The following is a 15,592-nucleotide window of genomic DNA, read 5'->3' on the forward strand; positions in this document are numbered from 1 at the left end:
CGGTTTCACGACAGGGTGTTGTGAGCAGAGGATGGCTGGCGTGGCGGGATGCCATGGGCTCGGATGAGCTGGCAAAGGATTGAAGGATCAGGATGGTGACCATCTCCGGAGCGGGATGGGGTTGCGGGATGCAGACTCCCCGGCACGATGGCAGGATGCGGTCGAGACGGGTCAAACAGGCACACGCACATTCAGGAACGACCAATATAAGGTCAGGATGACCACACAACGATATGATGCGGCGACAAGTTGTCACGGAGAGGACGAAACAGATTGTTTTGCCATTCAGGATGGCGCACGCATGAACATATCAAGGCAGCTTCGGCTGCCTTTTTTCTTTTGGGTCATTAACCCGATTAGCCATTCTGTGTCAAAATACCAGCAACATGCCCAGAGGATACCGATCCTGCGGTGTTCAGTGGCCTGATTGGGCCGGATTGGTGCGGGATCCTGCTCTTGTTCCAGCCTTACTGTTCCTCGCATCGTATCCCACCGGGTGAAATCATCCCGGGTACGGGTCAAACCAGTTATTTTTCGGAGTTAGCCATTCATGTCTGCCAAACAACCCACTCGCAAGCCTACTGGCAAGCGCAAAGAATCTGATGTCAGTGCTCAGGAAGGCCGTGAGCGTAAACGGGCTGCCAAGCGCAAAGGCCTGAAGGCTGGTTCTCGTCAGCAAGTTGAACAGCCGAAGAACAAGTCTGGCAACAGCCAGTCCAAAGATCCGCGTATCGGTTCCCGCAAGCCGGTAGTACTGGTGGTTGATGACAAACAGAAGAAGCCGGCAGCACCCAAGGCGGTGAAAGAGAAGAAGCTGGTGATGACGCCCGAGCAGGAGCTGGCTTCCATCGAAAACGATGACCGCTTGAATGATCTGCTGGATCGTCTTGATGCCGGTGAAACTCTGGAAGCGGCCGAGCAGGCCTGGGTTGATCAGCGTGTCGACCGTTATCAGGAGCTGATGGATGAGCTGGGCATCATCGACAACGACGATGATGAAGATGATGAGCTGCCGTTTGATGATGGCGATGACGCCGAGTTCGACGAGCGGAAACCAGCCTCCGAAGAGGAGTTGTGGGACCGTTTCAACCAGGTCGATTTCAAGCCGGAACCCAAGCCTGAGCCGAAGAAAAAGTGATGAGTGGATGGATGCTGGCCGCCCTGTTGGGCGGCCTGATTTTGTCAGGATTGGCCATCTATGCAGGCATGCTGCTGGCCAGACTGAGGCGACAGCAAGCGATGCAGTGGCAGGCTATAACTGTTCGCAATGAGCGAATTCTGGAGAGCGTACGGGTCATTGCCCATGCGGTGCAGGAGGGGCAGTGCGATTACTCCGAAGGCGCCATTCGGCTGACCAATCTGCTGGATGCGTTGCAGATCAAGGGGGGGCGAGCGTTCGTTGCCGAGTTCCCGGGTCTGTACGGGCTGTATGAGAAGGTGAAAGATATGCCGACTCATGAGGCCAGACGCGCCCTCAAGCGCAATGAAGTGATGAAGATGGATCTCGAACGCAGCGGCTACGAGGCCGAGCTGGAGGCTCAGATCCTCAAGGATGTGGCCCAGCTGAAGGATTTTCAGTTAGGTCGGTGAGCCAACAATAACAACAAGAGAGGAAGCGAGCGTGCAAGCAGAACAGATTGTGTGGGATCAGGCCCTGATCGAAAAATATAACTACAGTGGCCCGCGATACACCTCTTATCCCACTGCGCTGGAGTTCAACGAGAGCTTCGGCTATCCGGATTTTGTCCACGCTGCCGGCCAGTATCCCGAGCGCAATCTGTCGCTCTACGTGCATATCCCTTTCTGTCACAAGCTCTGCTACTACTGCGGCTGCAACAAGGTCATTACCCGCCATCAGCACAAGGCTGACGAGTACCTCGACTACCTGGAGCAGGAGATCAAGGCGCAAGCCCCGCTCTTCAAGCACCGTATGGTCACCCAGCTGCACTGGGGTGGCGGTACACCCACCTATCTGGATGAAGCACAAACGCGCCGTCTGATGGCCATGCTGCGTGAGCACTTCCATTTCGCCGAAGAGGGGGAGTTCAGCATCGAGGTCGATCCGCGCGAGATTGCCATTACCATGCTGGATGTGCTGCGAGATGTCGGCTTCAACCGCATCAGCCTTGGGGTGCAGGACTTCAACAAGGATGTACAGGTCGCAGTCAACCGCGAGCAGGACAACGACTTTATTAAAGCCATGTTGGAACGGGCCCGTGAACTAGGCTTCCGCTCGACCAACCTCGACCTTATCTATGGCCTGCCGCATCAGGATCGTGCCAGTTTCCACCATACGCTGGAAGAAGTGCTCAAGACAGATCCGGCGCGCCTCTCCATCTTCAACTATGCCCATCTGCCGAGTCGCTTTGCCGCCCAGCGCAAGCTGAAAGAAGACGACATGCCTGCTCCGCAGGAGAAGCTGGCCATGCTGCAGGACACCATTGCCTTCCTCACCGGTCAGGGTTACCAGTTCATCGGTATGGACCATTTTGCCAAACCCGATGACGAGCTGGCAGTGGCGCAGCGCGAGGGCAAGCTGCACCGCAACTTCCAGGGCTATACCACTCAAGGAGATTGTGATCTGCTGGGGCTGGGGGTTTCCTCCATCAGCATGATCGGTGATGCCTATTCCCAGAACCAGAAAGAGCTCAAGGCCTATTACGCACAGGTTGCAGAGCTGGGTCATGCCCAGTGGAAAGGCTGCTCGCTCAATCAGGATGATCTGATCCGTCGTGAGGTGATCAAGCGGCTCATCTGTGATTTCCGCCTGAACTTTGCCGCTGTCGAACAGGCGCACGGTCTCAATTTCAGAGAGTATTTTGCCGACGATCTCAAGCTGCTGCAGACCTTCATCAACGATGGATTGGTGCGTATGACGGAGGATGGTCTGGAGGTCTCCTCCACGGGGCAGCTGCTGATCCGCAATATCTGCATGTGTTTCGACGTGTACTTGCGCAACAAGGCGCGCCAGCAACAGTTCTCTCGCGTGATATAAGCTTGTTTGCCGATCAGAAAACAGAAAGGGGCGCCATCGTGGCGCCCTTTTCATATGTATTTTTGCTTAAGCAGCGGGTCGGAAAGGTTCTGGTAAGAAGTCTCTGCGCTGAGGCAAGCAATTGAGAGCCAAGCAAGGGGACGGTGAAATGCAGATAAAAAGATGGGGGCGACTTGCGTCGCCCCCGGTAGTCGTATCGCTCAGATCCTTGAACGAAGTTGCTCCCTGCAATCCCTGACTGTTTACCTCTTCCTTTAGGTTTCCCCTTCCCAATCCTTTGGGGTGTCCTTTAGCCATCTTGGCCTGACGAGTCATCCTGTCCCGTCGCACTTTCTCCGTCCTGGGAGGTGTCCTTTACCACATCCTGTGGTGAGTCCATTTGCCCAACCCTGGCAGCCAGTCTTCCTGACTGACTTCATTGCGTCCGTGCATGAGTAACTATAAGGATTTTCTAACCGGCTACAACGCCAGATTGGAAAACGTTTTTGTCATTAGCTATTTCGAAAGTTATGGGTTTCGATTTTTTTATTTATAAACAGATATTTAAGTTAATCATCTTCATGTTTTAAGATCTTATCTTCCGATTATCTCGGGGATCTTTTCGGCTGTTGGCTTACATCTGGAATGGCAGATCTCTTACACGGCGTTTTGGTTGCTTCAGAAACAGATGTTGCAGTCTGATGATGGTCATTCGGGGTGAGTTGGTGGGGCACACAAAGAGCGGTTGAATGGAGAAATTATGAGCGCTGGTTGAGCCGCTCATAGATGGTCTGGCGCTCTTCCGGGGTGAGCGAAGAGAAGTAGTGGGTAAAAAGGCGCAGCAACAGGGACTTGTTCATGCCATCTTGCTGGGTCAGATTACCCAGCTCGTCGATTGCCACCGTGCTCATGGAGAAGGTGGCTTTTTTGTAGCTGGGCTTCAGGTGCTCGCCACTCTCGATAAAGGCCAGCGCCGACAACGCCTCGTCACGATGCAGGCCCAGTTCAAGGCTGACCACCTTGGGCTTGCCCTTGGCGTAGAACTCCGCATCTTCGATAAATTCGTCGACGGTGAACTTCTTCTGGTGATGCAACTGGTGCTTTTTCTTCAGATCGGCCAGACCCATCTCACACCCCCACTTGCAGGAACTCTTTGGCGATGGCCCGGATCTCTTCGGCGGATTTGCCATCCGGCTCGATCTCCATCACCGACAGTCCCTTCTCTTCGCTGTCGTCATAGACGTTGCGGCCATAGGTGATGGCGTTCAGGACGTCGACACCGAACGAGGAGCAAACCTCTTTCGCTTCCAGAATGCGTTTTACCTGATTGGGCAGGGCGGGACACTGGGTCAGCACTACGGCTGCATTGAGGGTCGGATTGACCATTTTGCATGTAGTGATGAGATCTTCCATGTGGGGCAGGGTCTTGAGGTCACGGCGTTTCGGGCGCAAGGGGATCAGGGCGTGGGTGGCGACAGCCATAGTGGAGCGCAGTGCCCGGTTGTCTTGCCCGCCGCAATCGACGATGACGTAGTCGTAGCGGTTTTTCAGGCTGAGCAGGTCGTTGCGAATATTGCCATAGAGCTGTACGCAGTTGATTTGTGGCAGCTCCGGGTTGTCGTTGCGCTCCTGAATCCAGTCAGAGGTGGTGCGCTGCGGGTCGCAGTCGACCAGTAACACCTCCCCCTGAAATTGGGATCTGAGGTAGACCGCCAGATTTTGTGCCAGGCAGCTCTTGCCACTCCCCCCCTTCTCTCCACCGACCAACAAGATCATGACGTTCCCCTATCCATGAGAAAACCGCTGATTTCAGTATAGGAGGGGCCTGTCTCATCACAAGGCGAGAGGAGTGATGCTCCTCTCGTTGTTTCGACTAGTAATGAACGCTGCCTCCCTGCCAGCGGCAGACATAGTCAGGCACCAGCATCTGGGGGGCCTTGTCGACATGGCATACCACCATGGGCATGGCAGGGGCTCCTTCAGCCTGACTGAGGGTGGGGAGCGCAGAGAGCAGCAAAGTCGCGAGCAACAGCATGGGTTTCATTTTCATAACAACTCCTTGGTAGTGCCATTCCTGTGTGATCTGGATCACTTTCTGAGTTAAGTCGAGGTTGGCGCCAGCGCAAGGTGAGACGAATAAATTCAATTAATGAAAAAAGTATCAAAAGGCGTTGTGGTGACCGACGAGGATGGCTGGCCACCTTGATGCGGACTTTGTGCATATTAAGTTGAACTGCACAAAGAGGTGGTGACTGATGAGGCCGAGCCTGATGGGGTTGGCATCAATGCCATGATCTGGAACAAGAAAAGATTTATGCAGTGAATGTGGTCGATGTGAGTATTTATTTCTCCCGTGCTCCTCCCGTCACGGCGATGTATTCAATACTTAGGGAGTAATATTCAAATTATATTTGTAAAGTTATTTATAGTGATGATTTTTAACAGTTTTTGTTATTTTCATTTAATCACTCCAGTGAACTGGCATGAATAAAAAATGAATCAACCTGAAATATAGCAGGGTGGTTTTGCATGGTTATTCGGTGCGATTTGTTTGGAAAATGCGCAATTTGCTACCGGGGTCATAGATTGGATGGTGAATATATTCAGTTCTGAGTGAATGTGATCAATGTCTAAGTTTGTCGTGATTCGCAGGGCTAACCTCGGTCTCGAAAGGCAAGGGCAGGATAGAACATAAGCCGATTACCCTACATAAAGAATATCCCGCCTTAGCCACGAGCATGAATAGAAGGAATCTATTCAATCACTCGCAGGGACCACTGCTAGACGGAATATAATCATGAGCAAATTTTATGTAGGTTCTGAAGTTGGCCAATTGCGCCGTGTCATGTTGCACCGCCCCAACCTCAGTCTGAAGCGTCTGACTCCTTCCAACTGCCAGGATCTGCTGTTCGATGACGTCCTGTCTGTTGAACGCGCCGGTCAGGAGCACGACAAATTCGCTCAGGTACTGCGCGATCAGAATGTCGAAGTTTTCCTGCTGACCAATCTGCTGGCGGAAACACTTGATGTGCCGGAAGCCAAAACCTGGCTGCTGCAACATCAGGTCTCCGACTACCGCCTCGGCTCTTCTTTTGCCAACGACGTGCGCTGCTTCCTGGCTGACATGCCGCACCGCGAACTAGCCCGCATTCTCTCCGGCGGCCTGACTTACTCCGAGATGCCCTACAGCGGCGTCAACATGGTAGTGGGCATGCACGCTCCGACCGATTTCATCATCGAGCCGCTGCCCAACCACCTCTTCACTCGTGACACCTCCTGCTGGGTTTACGGTGGCGTTTCCATCAACCCGATGGCCAAGCCAGCCCGTCGCCGCGAGACCAACCATGTGAAGGCTATCTACCGCTGGCACCCGATGTTTGCCGGTCAGGACTTCATCAAGTACTTCGGTGACGAGGAGCGTGACTACGACAACTCCACCATCGAGGGTGGCGACGTACTGGTTATCGGCCGCGGCGCCGTGCTGATCGGTATGTCCGAGCGCACTACCCCGCAAGGTGTCGAGCACCTGGCTCGCAGCCTGTTCAAACATGGTCAGGCCAAGCAGGTCATCGCCATGGAGCTGCCGAAGCACCGCAGCTGCATGCACCTGGATACCGTGATGACCCACATGGATATCGACACCTTCTCCGTTTATCCGGAAGTGATCCGCAAGGATGTGCAGTGCTGGAGCCTGACTCCGGGCGGCGCCACCGGCATGAACATCAAGGAAGAGGGTTACTTCGTCACCGCTATCGAGAAAGCACTGGGCGTGGATCAGTTGAAGATTATCACCACTGGTGGTGACAGTTTCGAAGCCGAACGCGAGCAGTGGAACGACGCCAACAACGTACTGACCGTACGTCCCGGCGTGGTGGTGGGTTACGAGCGCAATACCTACACCAATGAGAAATATGACAAGGCCGGCATCACAGTTCTCTCCATTCCGGGTGATGAACTGGGCCGTGGCCGCGGCGGCGCCCGCTGCATGAGCTGCCCGATGGAACGCGACAGCATCTGATGAGACGGCGTGGCGCCGGCAGAAGCTGGCGCCACACAGAACCAAACTCGAGATTAACCACTATGAAAAAACCAACTGTCGTCGTCGCTCTGGGTGGCAATGCACTGCTCCGTCGTGGTGAGCCACTGGAAGCGGATATCCAGCGCAAGAACATCGCAACTGCCGCCAAGACCATCGCCCTGATCGCTCAGGAGTACAACGTGGTGCTGGTGCATGGCAACGGCCCGCAAGTCGGCCTGCTGGCCCTGCAAAACAGCGCCTACACCAAGGTATCCCCCTATCCGCTGGATGTGCTGGGTGCCGAGTCCCAGGGCATGATCGGCTACATGCTGATCCAGGAGCTGAAAAACCTGATGCCGAGCCGCAACGTCACCGCGCTGCTGACTCAGGTGCAGGTTGATCCCAAGGATCCGGCATTTGCCAACCCGACCAAATTTATCGGCCCCGTCTACGAAGAGGCTGAAGCCCGCACCCTGGCAGAAGAGAAGCACTGGGTGGTCAAGGCTGACGGCAAGTTCTTCCGCCGTGTAGTGCCGTCCCCGCTGCCCCAGCGCATCGTTGAAGGCGATGCCATCGAAACCCTGATTGCCCAGGGCCACCTCATCATCTGTACCGGTGGTGGCGGCATCCCTGTGACCTGGGATGGCCAGAGCCTGACCGGTATCGAAGCCGTCATCGACAAAGACATGTCTGCCGCCTACCTGGCCAAGCAGATCAAGGCCGACGCCCTGCTGATCCTGACCGACGCCGATGCCGTCTATCTGGATTGGGGCAAGCCGACCCAGCGTCCGCTGCGAGTCACCAGCCCGGACGAGCTGGCCGGGGTCAAGTTCGACGCAGGTTCCATGGGGCCGAAAGTCGAAGCCTCCTGTGAATTTGTCAAAGCGACCGGCGGCATGGTTGGCATCGGCTCGCTGGAAGATGGCCTCGCCATCCTCAAGGGTGAAGCCGGCACCAATATCGTCGCCACCCGCACCGTACATGCGTAATTACCGATATCTGTACTGAGAATGCGTAGTCAACACTACTGCCCGAACTGGTCTGAAACATATATAGAGAGAACTCATCATGGCTTTTAATCTGCGTAACCGTAACTTCCTGAAACTGCTGGACTTCACCCCGCGCGAAATCCAATACATGATCGATCTGGCCATCGACCTGAAGAAAGCCAAATACGGTGGCTACGAGCGCAAGCATCTGGTCGGTAAAAACATCGCCCTGATTTTCGAGAAGACCTCCACCCGTACCCGCTGTGCGTTTGAAGTGGCGGCCTTCGACCAGGGCGCGCAAGTCTCCTACCTTGGCCCAAGCGGTTCCCAAATCGGTCACAAGGAGTCCATGAAGGACACCGCCCGGGTACTGGGTCGTATGTATGACGGTATCGAATACCGCGGCTACGGTCAGGAGATCGTGGAAGAGCTGGGCGCCTACGCCGGAGTCCCGGTCTGGAACGGCCTGACCAACGAATTCCACCCGACCCAGATCCTGGCCGACTTCATGACCATGCTGGAGCACGGCAAGGGCAAGCGTCTGGATCAAATCAAGTTCGCCTACCTGGGTGATGCCCGCAACAACATGGGCAACTCCCTGATGGTCGGCGCTGCCAAAATGGGCATGGACATCCGTCTGGTCGCACCGAAAGCCTTCTGGCCGGAAGAGGAGCTGGTTGCCAAGTGCCGCCTGATCGCCGAAGAGACCGGCGCACGCATCACCCTGACCGAAGATGTGAAAGAGGGTGTGCTGGGTGCTGACTTCCTCTACACCGACGTCTGGGTATCCATGGGTGAAGCGAAAGAAGCCTGGGATCAGCGCGTCAAACTGATGACCCCGTATCAGGTCAACATGGATGTCATCAATGCCACCAAGAACCCGGATGTGAAGTTCATGCACTGCCTGCCCGCGTTCCACAACGACGAGACCACCATGGGCAAGGAAGTGGCTGACAAATATGGCATGAAAGGCCTGGAAGTGACCGAGGACGTGTTCGAATCCGAGCACAGCATCGTGTTCGACGAGGCCGAAAACCGGATGCACACCATCAAGGCAGTGATGGTTGCTACGCTGGGCGACTAAGGTCGCAGTAGTGGTGCCGGGGGGCGACCCCCGGCTTTTCGACCATGTGACAGCGGCATAATACCTCTAACCCTACAACCCGCAGCCTGCATGGATACCACACCCACAGAAGGAAGCTGGACCATGACCAAATTCAAGTTCCCGTCAGCCTACACGATACTGTTTGTGCTGATCGCCCTGGTGGCCGCCCTGAGCTGGATAGTGCCGGCCGGCAAATACGAGATGACCATGAACGAAGCCCTCGGCAAAGAAGTGCCGGTGGCGGGTACCTACAAACTGGTGGAGGGGAATCCCCAGGGGATCGTCGACGTGCTGCTGGCACCTATCGATGGCCTCTACAACCACGACACCTATGAGGCAGGCGCCATCGACGTCTCCCTCTTTATCCTGATCATCGGTGGTTTTCTTGGCATTGTGACCAAGACAGGTGCCATCGATGCCGGTATTGAACGTGTGACCGACCGCCTGCGCGGCCGGGAAGAGTGGATGATCCCGATCCTGATGGCGCTGTTCGCCGCAGGCGGCACCATCTACGGCATGGCCGAAGAGTCGCTGCCGTTCTACACCCTGCTGGTGCCGGTGATGATGGCCGCCCGCTTCGACCCTGTGGTCGCCGCGGCAACCGTATTGCTGGGTGCCGGTATCGGTACTCTGGGTTCTACCATCAACCCGTTTGCCACCGTTATCGCTGCCAACGCCGCCGGTATCTCCTTCACCGACGGTATCTGGCTGCGCGTTGCCATGCTGGTCGCCGGTTGGCTGCTCTGTGTTGCCTACGTCATGCGTTACGCCAAGATGGTGCGCAGCGATCCGAGTAAATCTCTGGTGGCTGACAAGTGGGAAGAGAACCGTGCCCACTTCCTTGGCAACAAGAGCGACCAGATGCTGGAGTTCACCCTGACCCGTAAAATCGTGCTGGGTATCTTCGTCGCCGCCTTCGCCGTGATGATCTACGGTGTGGCCGTGCTGGGCTGGTGGATGGCGCAGATCTCCGGCGTGTTCCTGGCTGCTGCCATCATCGTTGGTCTCATCTCCCGCATGAGCGAAGAGGAGCTGACCTCCAACTTTATCGACGGTGCCCGTGACCTGCTAGGGGTGGCGCTGATCATCGGTATCGCCCGCGGTATCGTGGTGGTAATGGATAACGGCATGATCACTCACACCATTTTGCACAGTGCAGAAGGGATCGTGACCGGCCTCTCCACCATCGTCTTTATCAACGTGATGTTCGTGCTGGAAGTGGTGCTCTCTTTCCTGGTGCCGTCCTCCTCCGGTCTGGCCGTACTGACCATGCCGATCATGGCGCCGCTGGCCGACTTCGCCAACGTGGGCCGCGATCTGGTGGTGACTGCTTACCAGTCTGCCTCCGGTCTGGTGAACCTGGTGACCCCGACCTCCGCCGTGGTCATGGGCGGTCTGGCCATCGCCAAGGTGCCTTATGTGCGCTGGCTGAAGTGGGTGGCTCCGCTGCTCGGAATCCTGACCGTGCTGATCGTGGTTTGCCTGAGCCTGGGCGCCGTGCTCTCCTGAGGGATGACAAGCAAGATGAAACGGGAGCCTGCGGGTTCCCGTTTTTTATGGGCGCAAGAAGTGATGGGCACAAAGTAGCAGGCAACAAAAAGGCGACCCGCGGGTCGCCTCGATGTATTTAGGGGAAATAGCTTAGCGTGCCTGCGCCAGCGTGCGCACCACGGCGGCATGGGCCTGACGGGTACGGCTGATATGGCGCGGCGCGACCAGCACCACGTCATTGCCCGCGACGGCGCCCATGATCTCGGGATTGGCGTTGCGATCCAGCAGGCGAGCCACCACGGTGGCGGCCCCCGGAGTGGTGTGGATCAGCACCATCTGCTGGTTGTGTACCACTTCACGCACCATGTCGTGGATCGAGCGGGTACTGCCGGCGGGTTCCAGCTGCTCATCGACCAGGGTGTAGACCTTCTTGCCGTTGGCATTCTGCGCCTTGGCAACGCCGAGGCGGCGCAGCAGGCGGGAGATGGTGGACTGGCTGATGTCGGCAAAGCCGCGCTCCGACAGCTCGCGACGGATCTCTTCCTGGGTGCTGTAGCAGTGCTGACCGATGATCTGGCGACAGGCATCCAGCTGGGCCAGATCGGGCTCTTGGGCAACGGGACGACTGAGGGTTTTGACCACGGCGAATTCCTTTGATGATGACCGGAGGTAAACGCGCGATATCTGCCATAGCAGTCAGTTATCAGGTAAAAAAACTGATAATCTATCTATATGCAGGGAATGAGCGGGCATTACCATCTTGCGATGGCAAATTATAGCTGACTGGAAATTTGGTGATGTGACAGGGTTCAAAAATGGGCCCCGCGGGGCCCAATCAGATATCAGTAACGCTCGCTGACGATGTCCTGAGTGAAGGACTTCTCGCAATATTTGCACTTCATCCGTACCACGCCTTTCACTTCGCGCACCCGGAAGTAGCTGTCCACCGGCTCGTTGTGGGAGATGCAGTTGGAGTTGGGGCAGTGGAACACCCCGGCGATGAACTCCGGCAGCTCCAGCTGGTGCTTCTTCACCACATTGAAGTCTTCGATGATGTTGACGGTCGCTTTCGGGGCGAACAGCGCCAGCTGGTTGGCTTGTTGCTCGGTCAGGCGGGTGTTCTCAATCTTGATGAGATCCTTCTTGCCCAGCGCGCCGGATTTCAGGTTGAAGCCGACGGTGATCCGCTCCTGGGTTTCGACCAGCTGGAACAGCTTGAGGATCTTGATGCCTTGGCCAGCGGGGATGTGATCGATGACGGAGCCGTGACGGATGGCTTCGACTTGCAGTTGGTTCTTGTCAGACATGATATTCCCCTAAGCTCAGACAGTTTCGTTCAGTACCAGTGCCAGCAGCGCCTGGCGTGCATAGACCCCGTTCTCCGCCTGCTGGAAGTAGCAAGCGTGGGGAGTCTTGTCGACCGCCACATCGATCTCGTCGACGCGGGGCAGGGGATGCAGGATCTTCATGGTGGGCTTGGCCCCTTCCAGGGTAGCCAGCTCCAGAATGAACTTGGCGGCCATGTGCTTGTATTCAGTCTCGTCGAAGCGCTCTTTCTGGACGCGGGTCATGTAGAGGATGTCCAGCTCCGGCATCACCTCTTCCATGGTCTGGTGGACGCTGAACTGGATACCCTTCTCTTCCAGCTCTTCGCAGATGTAGTCCGGCATCGCCAGCGCTTCCGGGGAGATGAAGAAGAAGCGGCAGTTGAACAGGCTGAGGGCCTGGGCCAGCGAGTGCACGGTGCGGCCATATTTCAGGTCACCGACGAAGGCGACGTTGAGGTTGTCCAGACGGCCCTGGGTCTCATGGATGGTGAACAGGTCGAGCAGGGTCTGGCTCGGATGCTGGTTGGAGCCGTCGCCGCCGTTGATGACCGGCACGCGGGAGAACTCGGAGGCCAGACGGGCCGCGCCCTCTTTCGGGTGGCGCATCACCACCGCATCCGAGTAGGAGCCGATGATCTTGATGGAGTCAGCCAGCGTCTCACCCTTCTTGGCGCTGGTGTTGCCACCGTCGGCGAAGCCGATGATGTTGCCGCCAAGGCGCTGTACCGCGGTCTCGAACGAGAGGCGGGTGCGGGTGGAGGCTTCGAAGAAGCAGCTGGCAACCAGCTTGTCTTTCAACAGGCTGGTGTCAGGTTCAGCCTTCAACCGTTGTGCGGTTGAGACTACCAGTTCCATTTCTGACCGGGTCAGGTCCGAAATGGAGATGACATGTTTCTTATAGAGTGGATTGGTCATCGTCTGCATTCCCTTTGACATCATTGGAGGTTTTTCGGGCACAAAAAAAGCCCCTGAAACAGGGGCTTTTTTTAAAAATAACTGGGGATCTTTGGGGTGGGAACCGGAAACAACGGGGCCGCTCTGGTGCGCACCACCCGTCTGCAAGGCTGTTTTCTGAATCAAAAACTGCATCGTTTCGTCCCGACCTTTTTCAAAACCGGACAGATTATAGGGCCGCTTTTTTAATTGTCAAAATTTTATTTCCGATGCCAATTTCAGCATGAAAAACGTTTAAGTGGCGGAAACATGACGACAAATCCACACCTTGTGCGTCTCTTGCAGCGATTCCCCATCGCGGGCCATGGCGCGCAAATAACCGAGTCTGTGGTGCCCTTCCAGCAGGCAGTAGGGGCGGGGCAGGGGATGGCCGTTCGGGTAGCTGGCTCCCTCCTCTGGCGCCAGTACGATAACCGGCTCGGGCCAGGTGCCGTCGCTCAGCATCTTCTCGCCGAGCCAGGAGCGACGCACATAGCGGTTGCTGCGCAGCATCTCGCCCCAGCGCTCGATCACCTCCATATGGCGGGAGTCCACCTGATCCACCAGTCGCGCGGTGGGCCAGCTTTCACAGGTGAACTGATGGCTGGCGAGATCGATAAAGCTCCAGTTGGACTCAAAACCGCGCCAATGGCGGTAAATCCACTGGGAGAGCACATTTTCAGGAATAAAGGGCACCAGCGGCGCGACCCGTTCAAGATAGGCGGGCAGGGACTCTGTCTTGCGTTCATCCCTGAAGTTGAGGGGCGCCAGTTGTTGGAGCAGTCGGTAATTGAGCATAAGTGGCCTCCCGGTACCTGATTTCACCCTACCCCCATTTATGTCCCATTCCTACCCCGGCAGGGCTGCAAATACAGCAAGTTATCCCGCTTCGCTGCACAAACAACCGCGACTTGTTCGGGATTTGTGCAATCGCATCGAAAGCGTAAAAAAATCCTTTACCTTTGATCTCCACTTTGTATACTACGCCTCGTTTGTTGCAGGGGCGTAGTTCCAATTGGTAGAACAGCGGTCTCCAAAACCGATGGTTGCGGGTTCGAGTCCTGCCGCCCCTGCCATTTTCAGAAAGGCCAGCTCATTGAGCTGGCCTTTCGCATTTCCGGCGTTCGCCAATTTATCCCTCTCTCCTTTCTCTTCTCTCCCTTCTCCTTCTAGCCGCTAGCCCCGGTGACTGTGGCCACATTGATCTCGATGTCTGCCGCAAGAGCGTTCAATGTGTAGCAACCCGCTGTTTCAGGACGGTGACCAGCCTCTGGTGGCGGGCGGGAAGCGGCCACTCGGCGCGGTAGATCAGCCAGAGGGTGTCGATCACTTCAATGCTGCTCTGGATCACCCGGATCTTCTCCTGCTGGGCAAAGGCGGTGACGGCGAAGCGGGGCAGCACGGTAAAGCCGAGGCCGCGGGCGACCGGCTCCAGGATCAGGCCGATCTGGTTGGTAAAGCCGCGCAGCGGGATCTCGTCAACGCGCTGGCCGGGGTAGCGTCGTCCCAACAGGCGTTGTGCCATGCTGCGGCCATCCGGGTGGTCGATAAAGCCGAGCTGACAGAGGTGCTGCCAGCTCGGCTCCTCGCCATCGTTGGGCACCACCAGACAGAGGGGTTCGCGGGCGAAGGGCTCGGCGGCGATGCTGGGGTGCTCCGGCGGTTGATCCACCAGTCCCAGATCGCTGCGCCCTGCCAGTACCGCCTGCACTATGTCGGGGGTGGGGGCGAAACGGTGCTGGATGGTGAGTCCGGGGTGCTCCTGTTGCTGGTCGAGCAGCAGGGGATAGAGCAGCAGACCGATGCTGCCCGGGGTGGACAGGGTGATGGCGCCGTGGTGAGGGTCATCGTCCGAGAGGCGCGCCCGCAGCTGTTCGGCGGCCTGCGCCTGCTGGCGGGCGAAGTCGAGCAGCACCAGCCCGCGCGGAGTGAGCTCCAGCTGACGGGGCTTGCGCAGCAGCAGGGGGCCAAATTCGGCCTCGAGGCGCGAGATATGCTGACTGACGGCGGCCTGGGTGAGATCCAGCCGCTCGGCGGCACGGGTAAAACTGCCGGTTTCATGCACCACCACCAGGGTGTGGAGCCAGAGTGGATTAACCATAAATTTAATTTATGCCTTCCATTAGTTTGACCTTATTTTTCATTATGTCGCCCCTTCCTATCATGTCACCTGTTTCCCACACACAATTTCAAGGTGACTTATGACTTACCCGCGCAACTTCTCCCACATCGGCATCACGGTGACTGACCTCGACAAAGCGGTCGAGTTCTATACCAAGGTGATGGGCTGGTATCTCATCATGCCGGCGACCACCATCACCGAGGATGACTCTGCCATCGGCGTGATGTGTAACGACGTGTTTGGCCCGGGTTGGGGTTCTTTTCGCATCGCCCACCTCTCTACCGGCGACAAGATCGGCATCGAGCTGTTCGAGTTCCCCAACAGCGAGCAGCGCGAAAACAACTTCGAATTCTGGAAGACCGGGGTGTTCCACTTCAGCGTGCAGGATCCGGATGTCGAGGGGCTGGCGGCGCGCATCGTCGCGGCGGGCGGCAAGCAGCGGATGCCGGTGCGCGAGTACTACCCGGGCGAGAAACCCTACCGCATGGTCTACATGGAAGATCCCTTCGGCAATATCGTCGAGATCTACAGCCACAGCTATGAGCTGACCTACTCCGCCGGTGCATATCAGGGGTAAGTGACAGGCCGCCTTCGGGCGGCCTACTGCTTTGTTGTTACAAGAGTCAGTAGCA

At 56.7% G+C, this 15,592-nt stretch carries 16 protein-coding genes and 1 tRNA gene; 9 read left to right on the top strand and 8 right to left on the bottom strand.

Features of this window, described 5'->3' with window-relative positions:
- The first annotated feature begins 550 nt into the window (after positions 1-550).
- The 3 genes from yihI to hemN are packed head-to-tail and all read left to right on the top strand — an operon-like array spanning position 551 to position 2,995.
- Complete coding sequence (yihI, locus tag OKC42_RS09780) at positions 551-1,138, top strand: Der GTPase-activating protein YihI (RefSeq protein WP_270819585.1); 588 nt, start codon at positions 551-553, stop codon at positions 1,136-1,138.
- Positions 1,139-1,149: 11 nt separating this feature from the next.
- The gene (locus OKC42_RS09785) at positions 1,150-1,590 is read left to right on the top strand and encodes a DUF2489 domain-containing protein (protein WP_270819610.1); all 441 of its coding nucleotides are present in this window, start codon (positions 1,150-1,152) and stop codon (positions 1,588-1,590) included.
- 31 nt (positions 1,591-1,621) lie between these two features.
- Positions 1,622-2,995: an oxygen-independent coproporphyrinogen III oxidase gene (gene hemN / locus OKC42_RS09790; protein WP_270819587.1), complete on the top strand. Its 1,374-nt coding sequence runs from the start codon at positions 1,622-1,624 to the stop codon at positions 2,993-2,995.
- A gap of 737 nt (positions 2,996-3,732) precedes the next feature.
- On the opposite strand, the gene OKC42_RS09795 is transcribed toward hemN, so the two are convergent.
- The 3 genes from OKC42_RS09795 to OKC42_RS09805 all read right to left on the bottom strand — a co-directional run bounded on the left by OKC42_RS09795 (position 3,733) and on the right by OKC42_RS09805 (position 5,024).
- On the bottom strand, positions 3,733-4,101 hold the full coding sequence (locus OKC42_RS09795) for a hypothetical protein (RefSeq protein WP_005339715.1): 369 nt from the start codon (positions 4,099-4,101) through the stop codon (positions 3,733-3,735).
- Position 4,102: 1 nt separating this feature from the next.
- Complete coding sequence (locus OKC42_RS09800; protein ID WP_005339716.1) at positions 4,103-4,750, bottom strand: AAA family ATPase; 648 nt, start codon at positions 4,748-4,750, stop codon at positions 4,103-4,105.
- Between the two features lie 97 nt (positions 4,751-4,847).
- Positions 4,848-5,024: a hypothetical protein gene (locus OKC42_RS09805; protein ID WP_005339717.1), complete on the bottom strand. Its 177-nt coding sequence runs from the start codon at positions 5,022-5,024 to the stop codon at positions 4,848-4,850.
- Positions 5,025-5,771: 747 nt separating this feature from the next.
- Between OKC42_RS09805 and arcA the strand changes: the two genes are divergently transcribed.
- From arcA to OKC42_RS09825, 4 genes are all read left to right on the top strand, one after another.
- The gene (gene arcA / locus OKC42_RS09810) at positions 5,772-6,992 is read left to right on the top strand and encodes an arginine deiminase (RefSeq protein ID WP_005339718.1); all 1,221 of its coding nucleotides are present in this window, start codon (positions 5,772-5,774) and stop codon (positions 6,990-6,992) included.
- A 62-nt stretch (positions 6,993-7,054) separates the two neighbouring features.
- Positions 7,055-7,981, top strand: a complete 927-nt coding sequence (gene arcC / locus OKC42_RS09815) for a carbamate kinase (protein ID WP_005339719.1) — start codon at positions 7,055-7,057, stop codon at positions 7,979-7,981.
- A 79-nt stretch (positions 7,982-8,060) separates the two neighbouring features.
- Positions 8,061-9,065, top strand: coding sequence for an ornithine carbamoyltransferase (gene argF, locus OKC42_RS09820; protein ID WP_005339721.1), 1,005 nt, complete (start codon positions 8,061-8,063; stop codon positions 9,063-9,065).
- Between the two features lie 123 nt (positions 9,066-9,188).
- Positions 9,189-10,595 (top strand): YfcC family protein, encoded by a 1,407-nt coding sequence (locus tag OKC42_RS09825; protein ID WP_005339725.1) that lies wholly within the window; start codon positions 9,189-9,191, stop codon positions 10,593-10,595.
- Positions 10,596-10,727: 132 nt separating this feature from the next.
- On the opposite strand, the gene OKC42_RS09830 is transcribed toward OKC42_RS09825, so the two are convergent.
- The 4 genes from OKC42_RS09830 to OKC42_RS09845 form a co-directional block, all read right to left on the bottom strand.
- Positions 10,728-11,219, bottom strand: a complete 492-nt coding sequence (locus tag OKC42_RS09830) for an arginine repressor (protein WP_005339728.1) — start codon at positions 11,217-11,219, stop codon at positions 10,728-10,730.
- A 200-nt stretch (positions 11,220-11,419) separates the two neighbouring features.
- Positions 11,420-11,884 (bottom strand): aspartate carbamoyltransferase regulatory subunit, encoded by a 465-nt coding sequence (gene pyrI, locus OKC42_RS09835; protein WP_005339730.1) that lies wholly within the window; start codon positions 11,882-11,884, stop codon positions 11,420-11,422.
- A 15-nt stretch (positions 11,885-11,899) separates the two neighbouring features.
- A complete protein-coding gene (gene pyrB, locus OKC42_RS09840; protein ID WP_005339735.1) occupies positions 11,900-12,820 on the bottom strand; it encodes an aspartate carbamoyltransferase in 921 nt (306 codons plus the stop codon).
- A gap of 273 nt (positions 12,821-13,093) precedes the next feature.
- Complete coding sequence (locus OKC42_RS09845; RefSeq protein ID WP_270819589.1) at positions 13,094-13,636, bottom strand: hypothetical protein; 543 nt, start codon at positions 13,634-13,636, stop codon at positions 13,094-13,096.
- A 201-nt stretch (positions 13,637-13,837) separates the two neighbouring features.
- Here OKC42_RS09845 and OKC42_RS09850 point away from each other — a divergent pair.
- A tRNA-Trp gene (locus OKC42_RS09850) sits at positions 13,838-13,914 on the top strand.
- A 152-nt stretch (positions 13,915-14,066) separates the two neighbouring features.
- Here the strand turns inward: OKC42_RS09850 and OKC42_RS09855 are convergent.
- On the bottom strand, positions 14,067-14,939 hold the full coding sequence (locus OKC42_RS09855; RefSeq protein ID WP_270819590.1) for a LysR family transcriptional regulator: 873 nt from the start codon (positions 14,937-14,939) through the stop codon (positions 14,067-14,069).
- Between the two features lie 100 nt (positions 14,940-15,039).
- Here OKC42_RS09855 and OKC42_RS09860 point away from each other — a divergent pair, with 100 nt between their 5' ends.
- A complete protein-coding gene (locus OKC42_RS09860; protein ID WP_042054839.1) occupies positions 15,040-15,537 on the top strand; it encodes a lactoylglutathione lyase family protein in 498 nt (165 codons plus the stop codon).
- The last annotated feature ends 55 nt before the right edge of the window (positions 15,538-15,592 follow it).

Source organism: Aeromonas sp. Y311-2 (assembly GCF_027706025.1).
GTDB classification, from domain to species: domain Bacteria; phylum Pseudomonadota; class Gammaproteobacteria; order Enterobacterales; family Aeromonadaceae; genus Aeromonas; species Aeromonas veronii.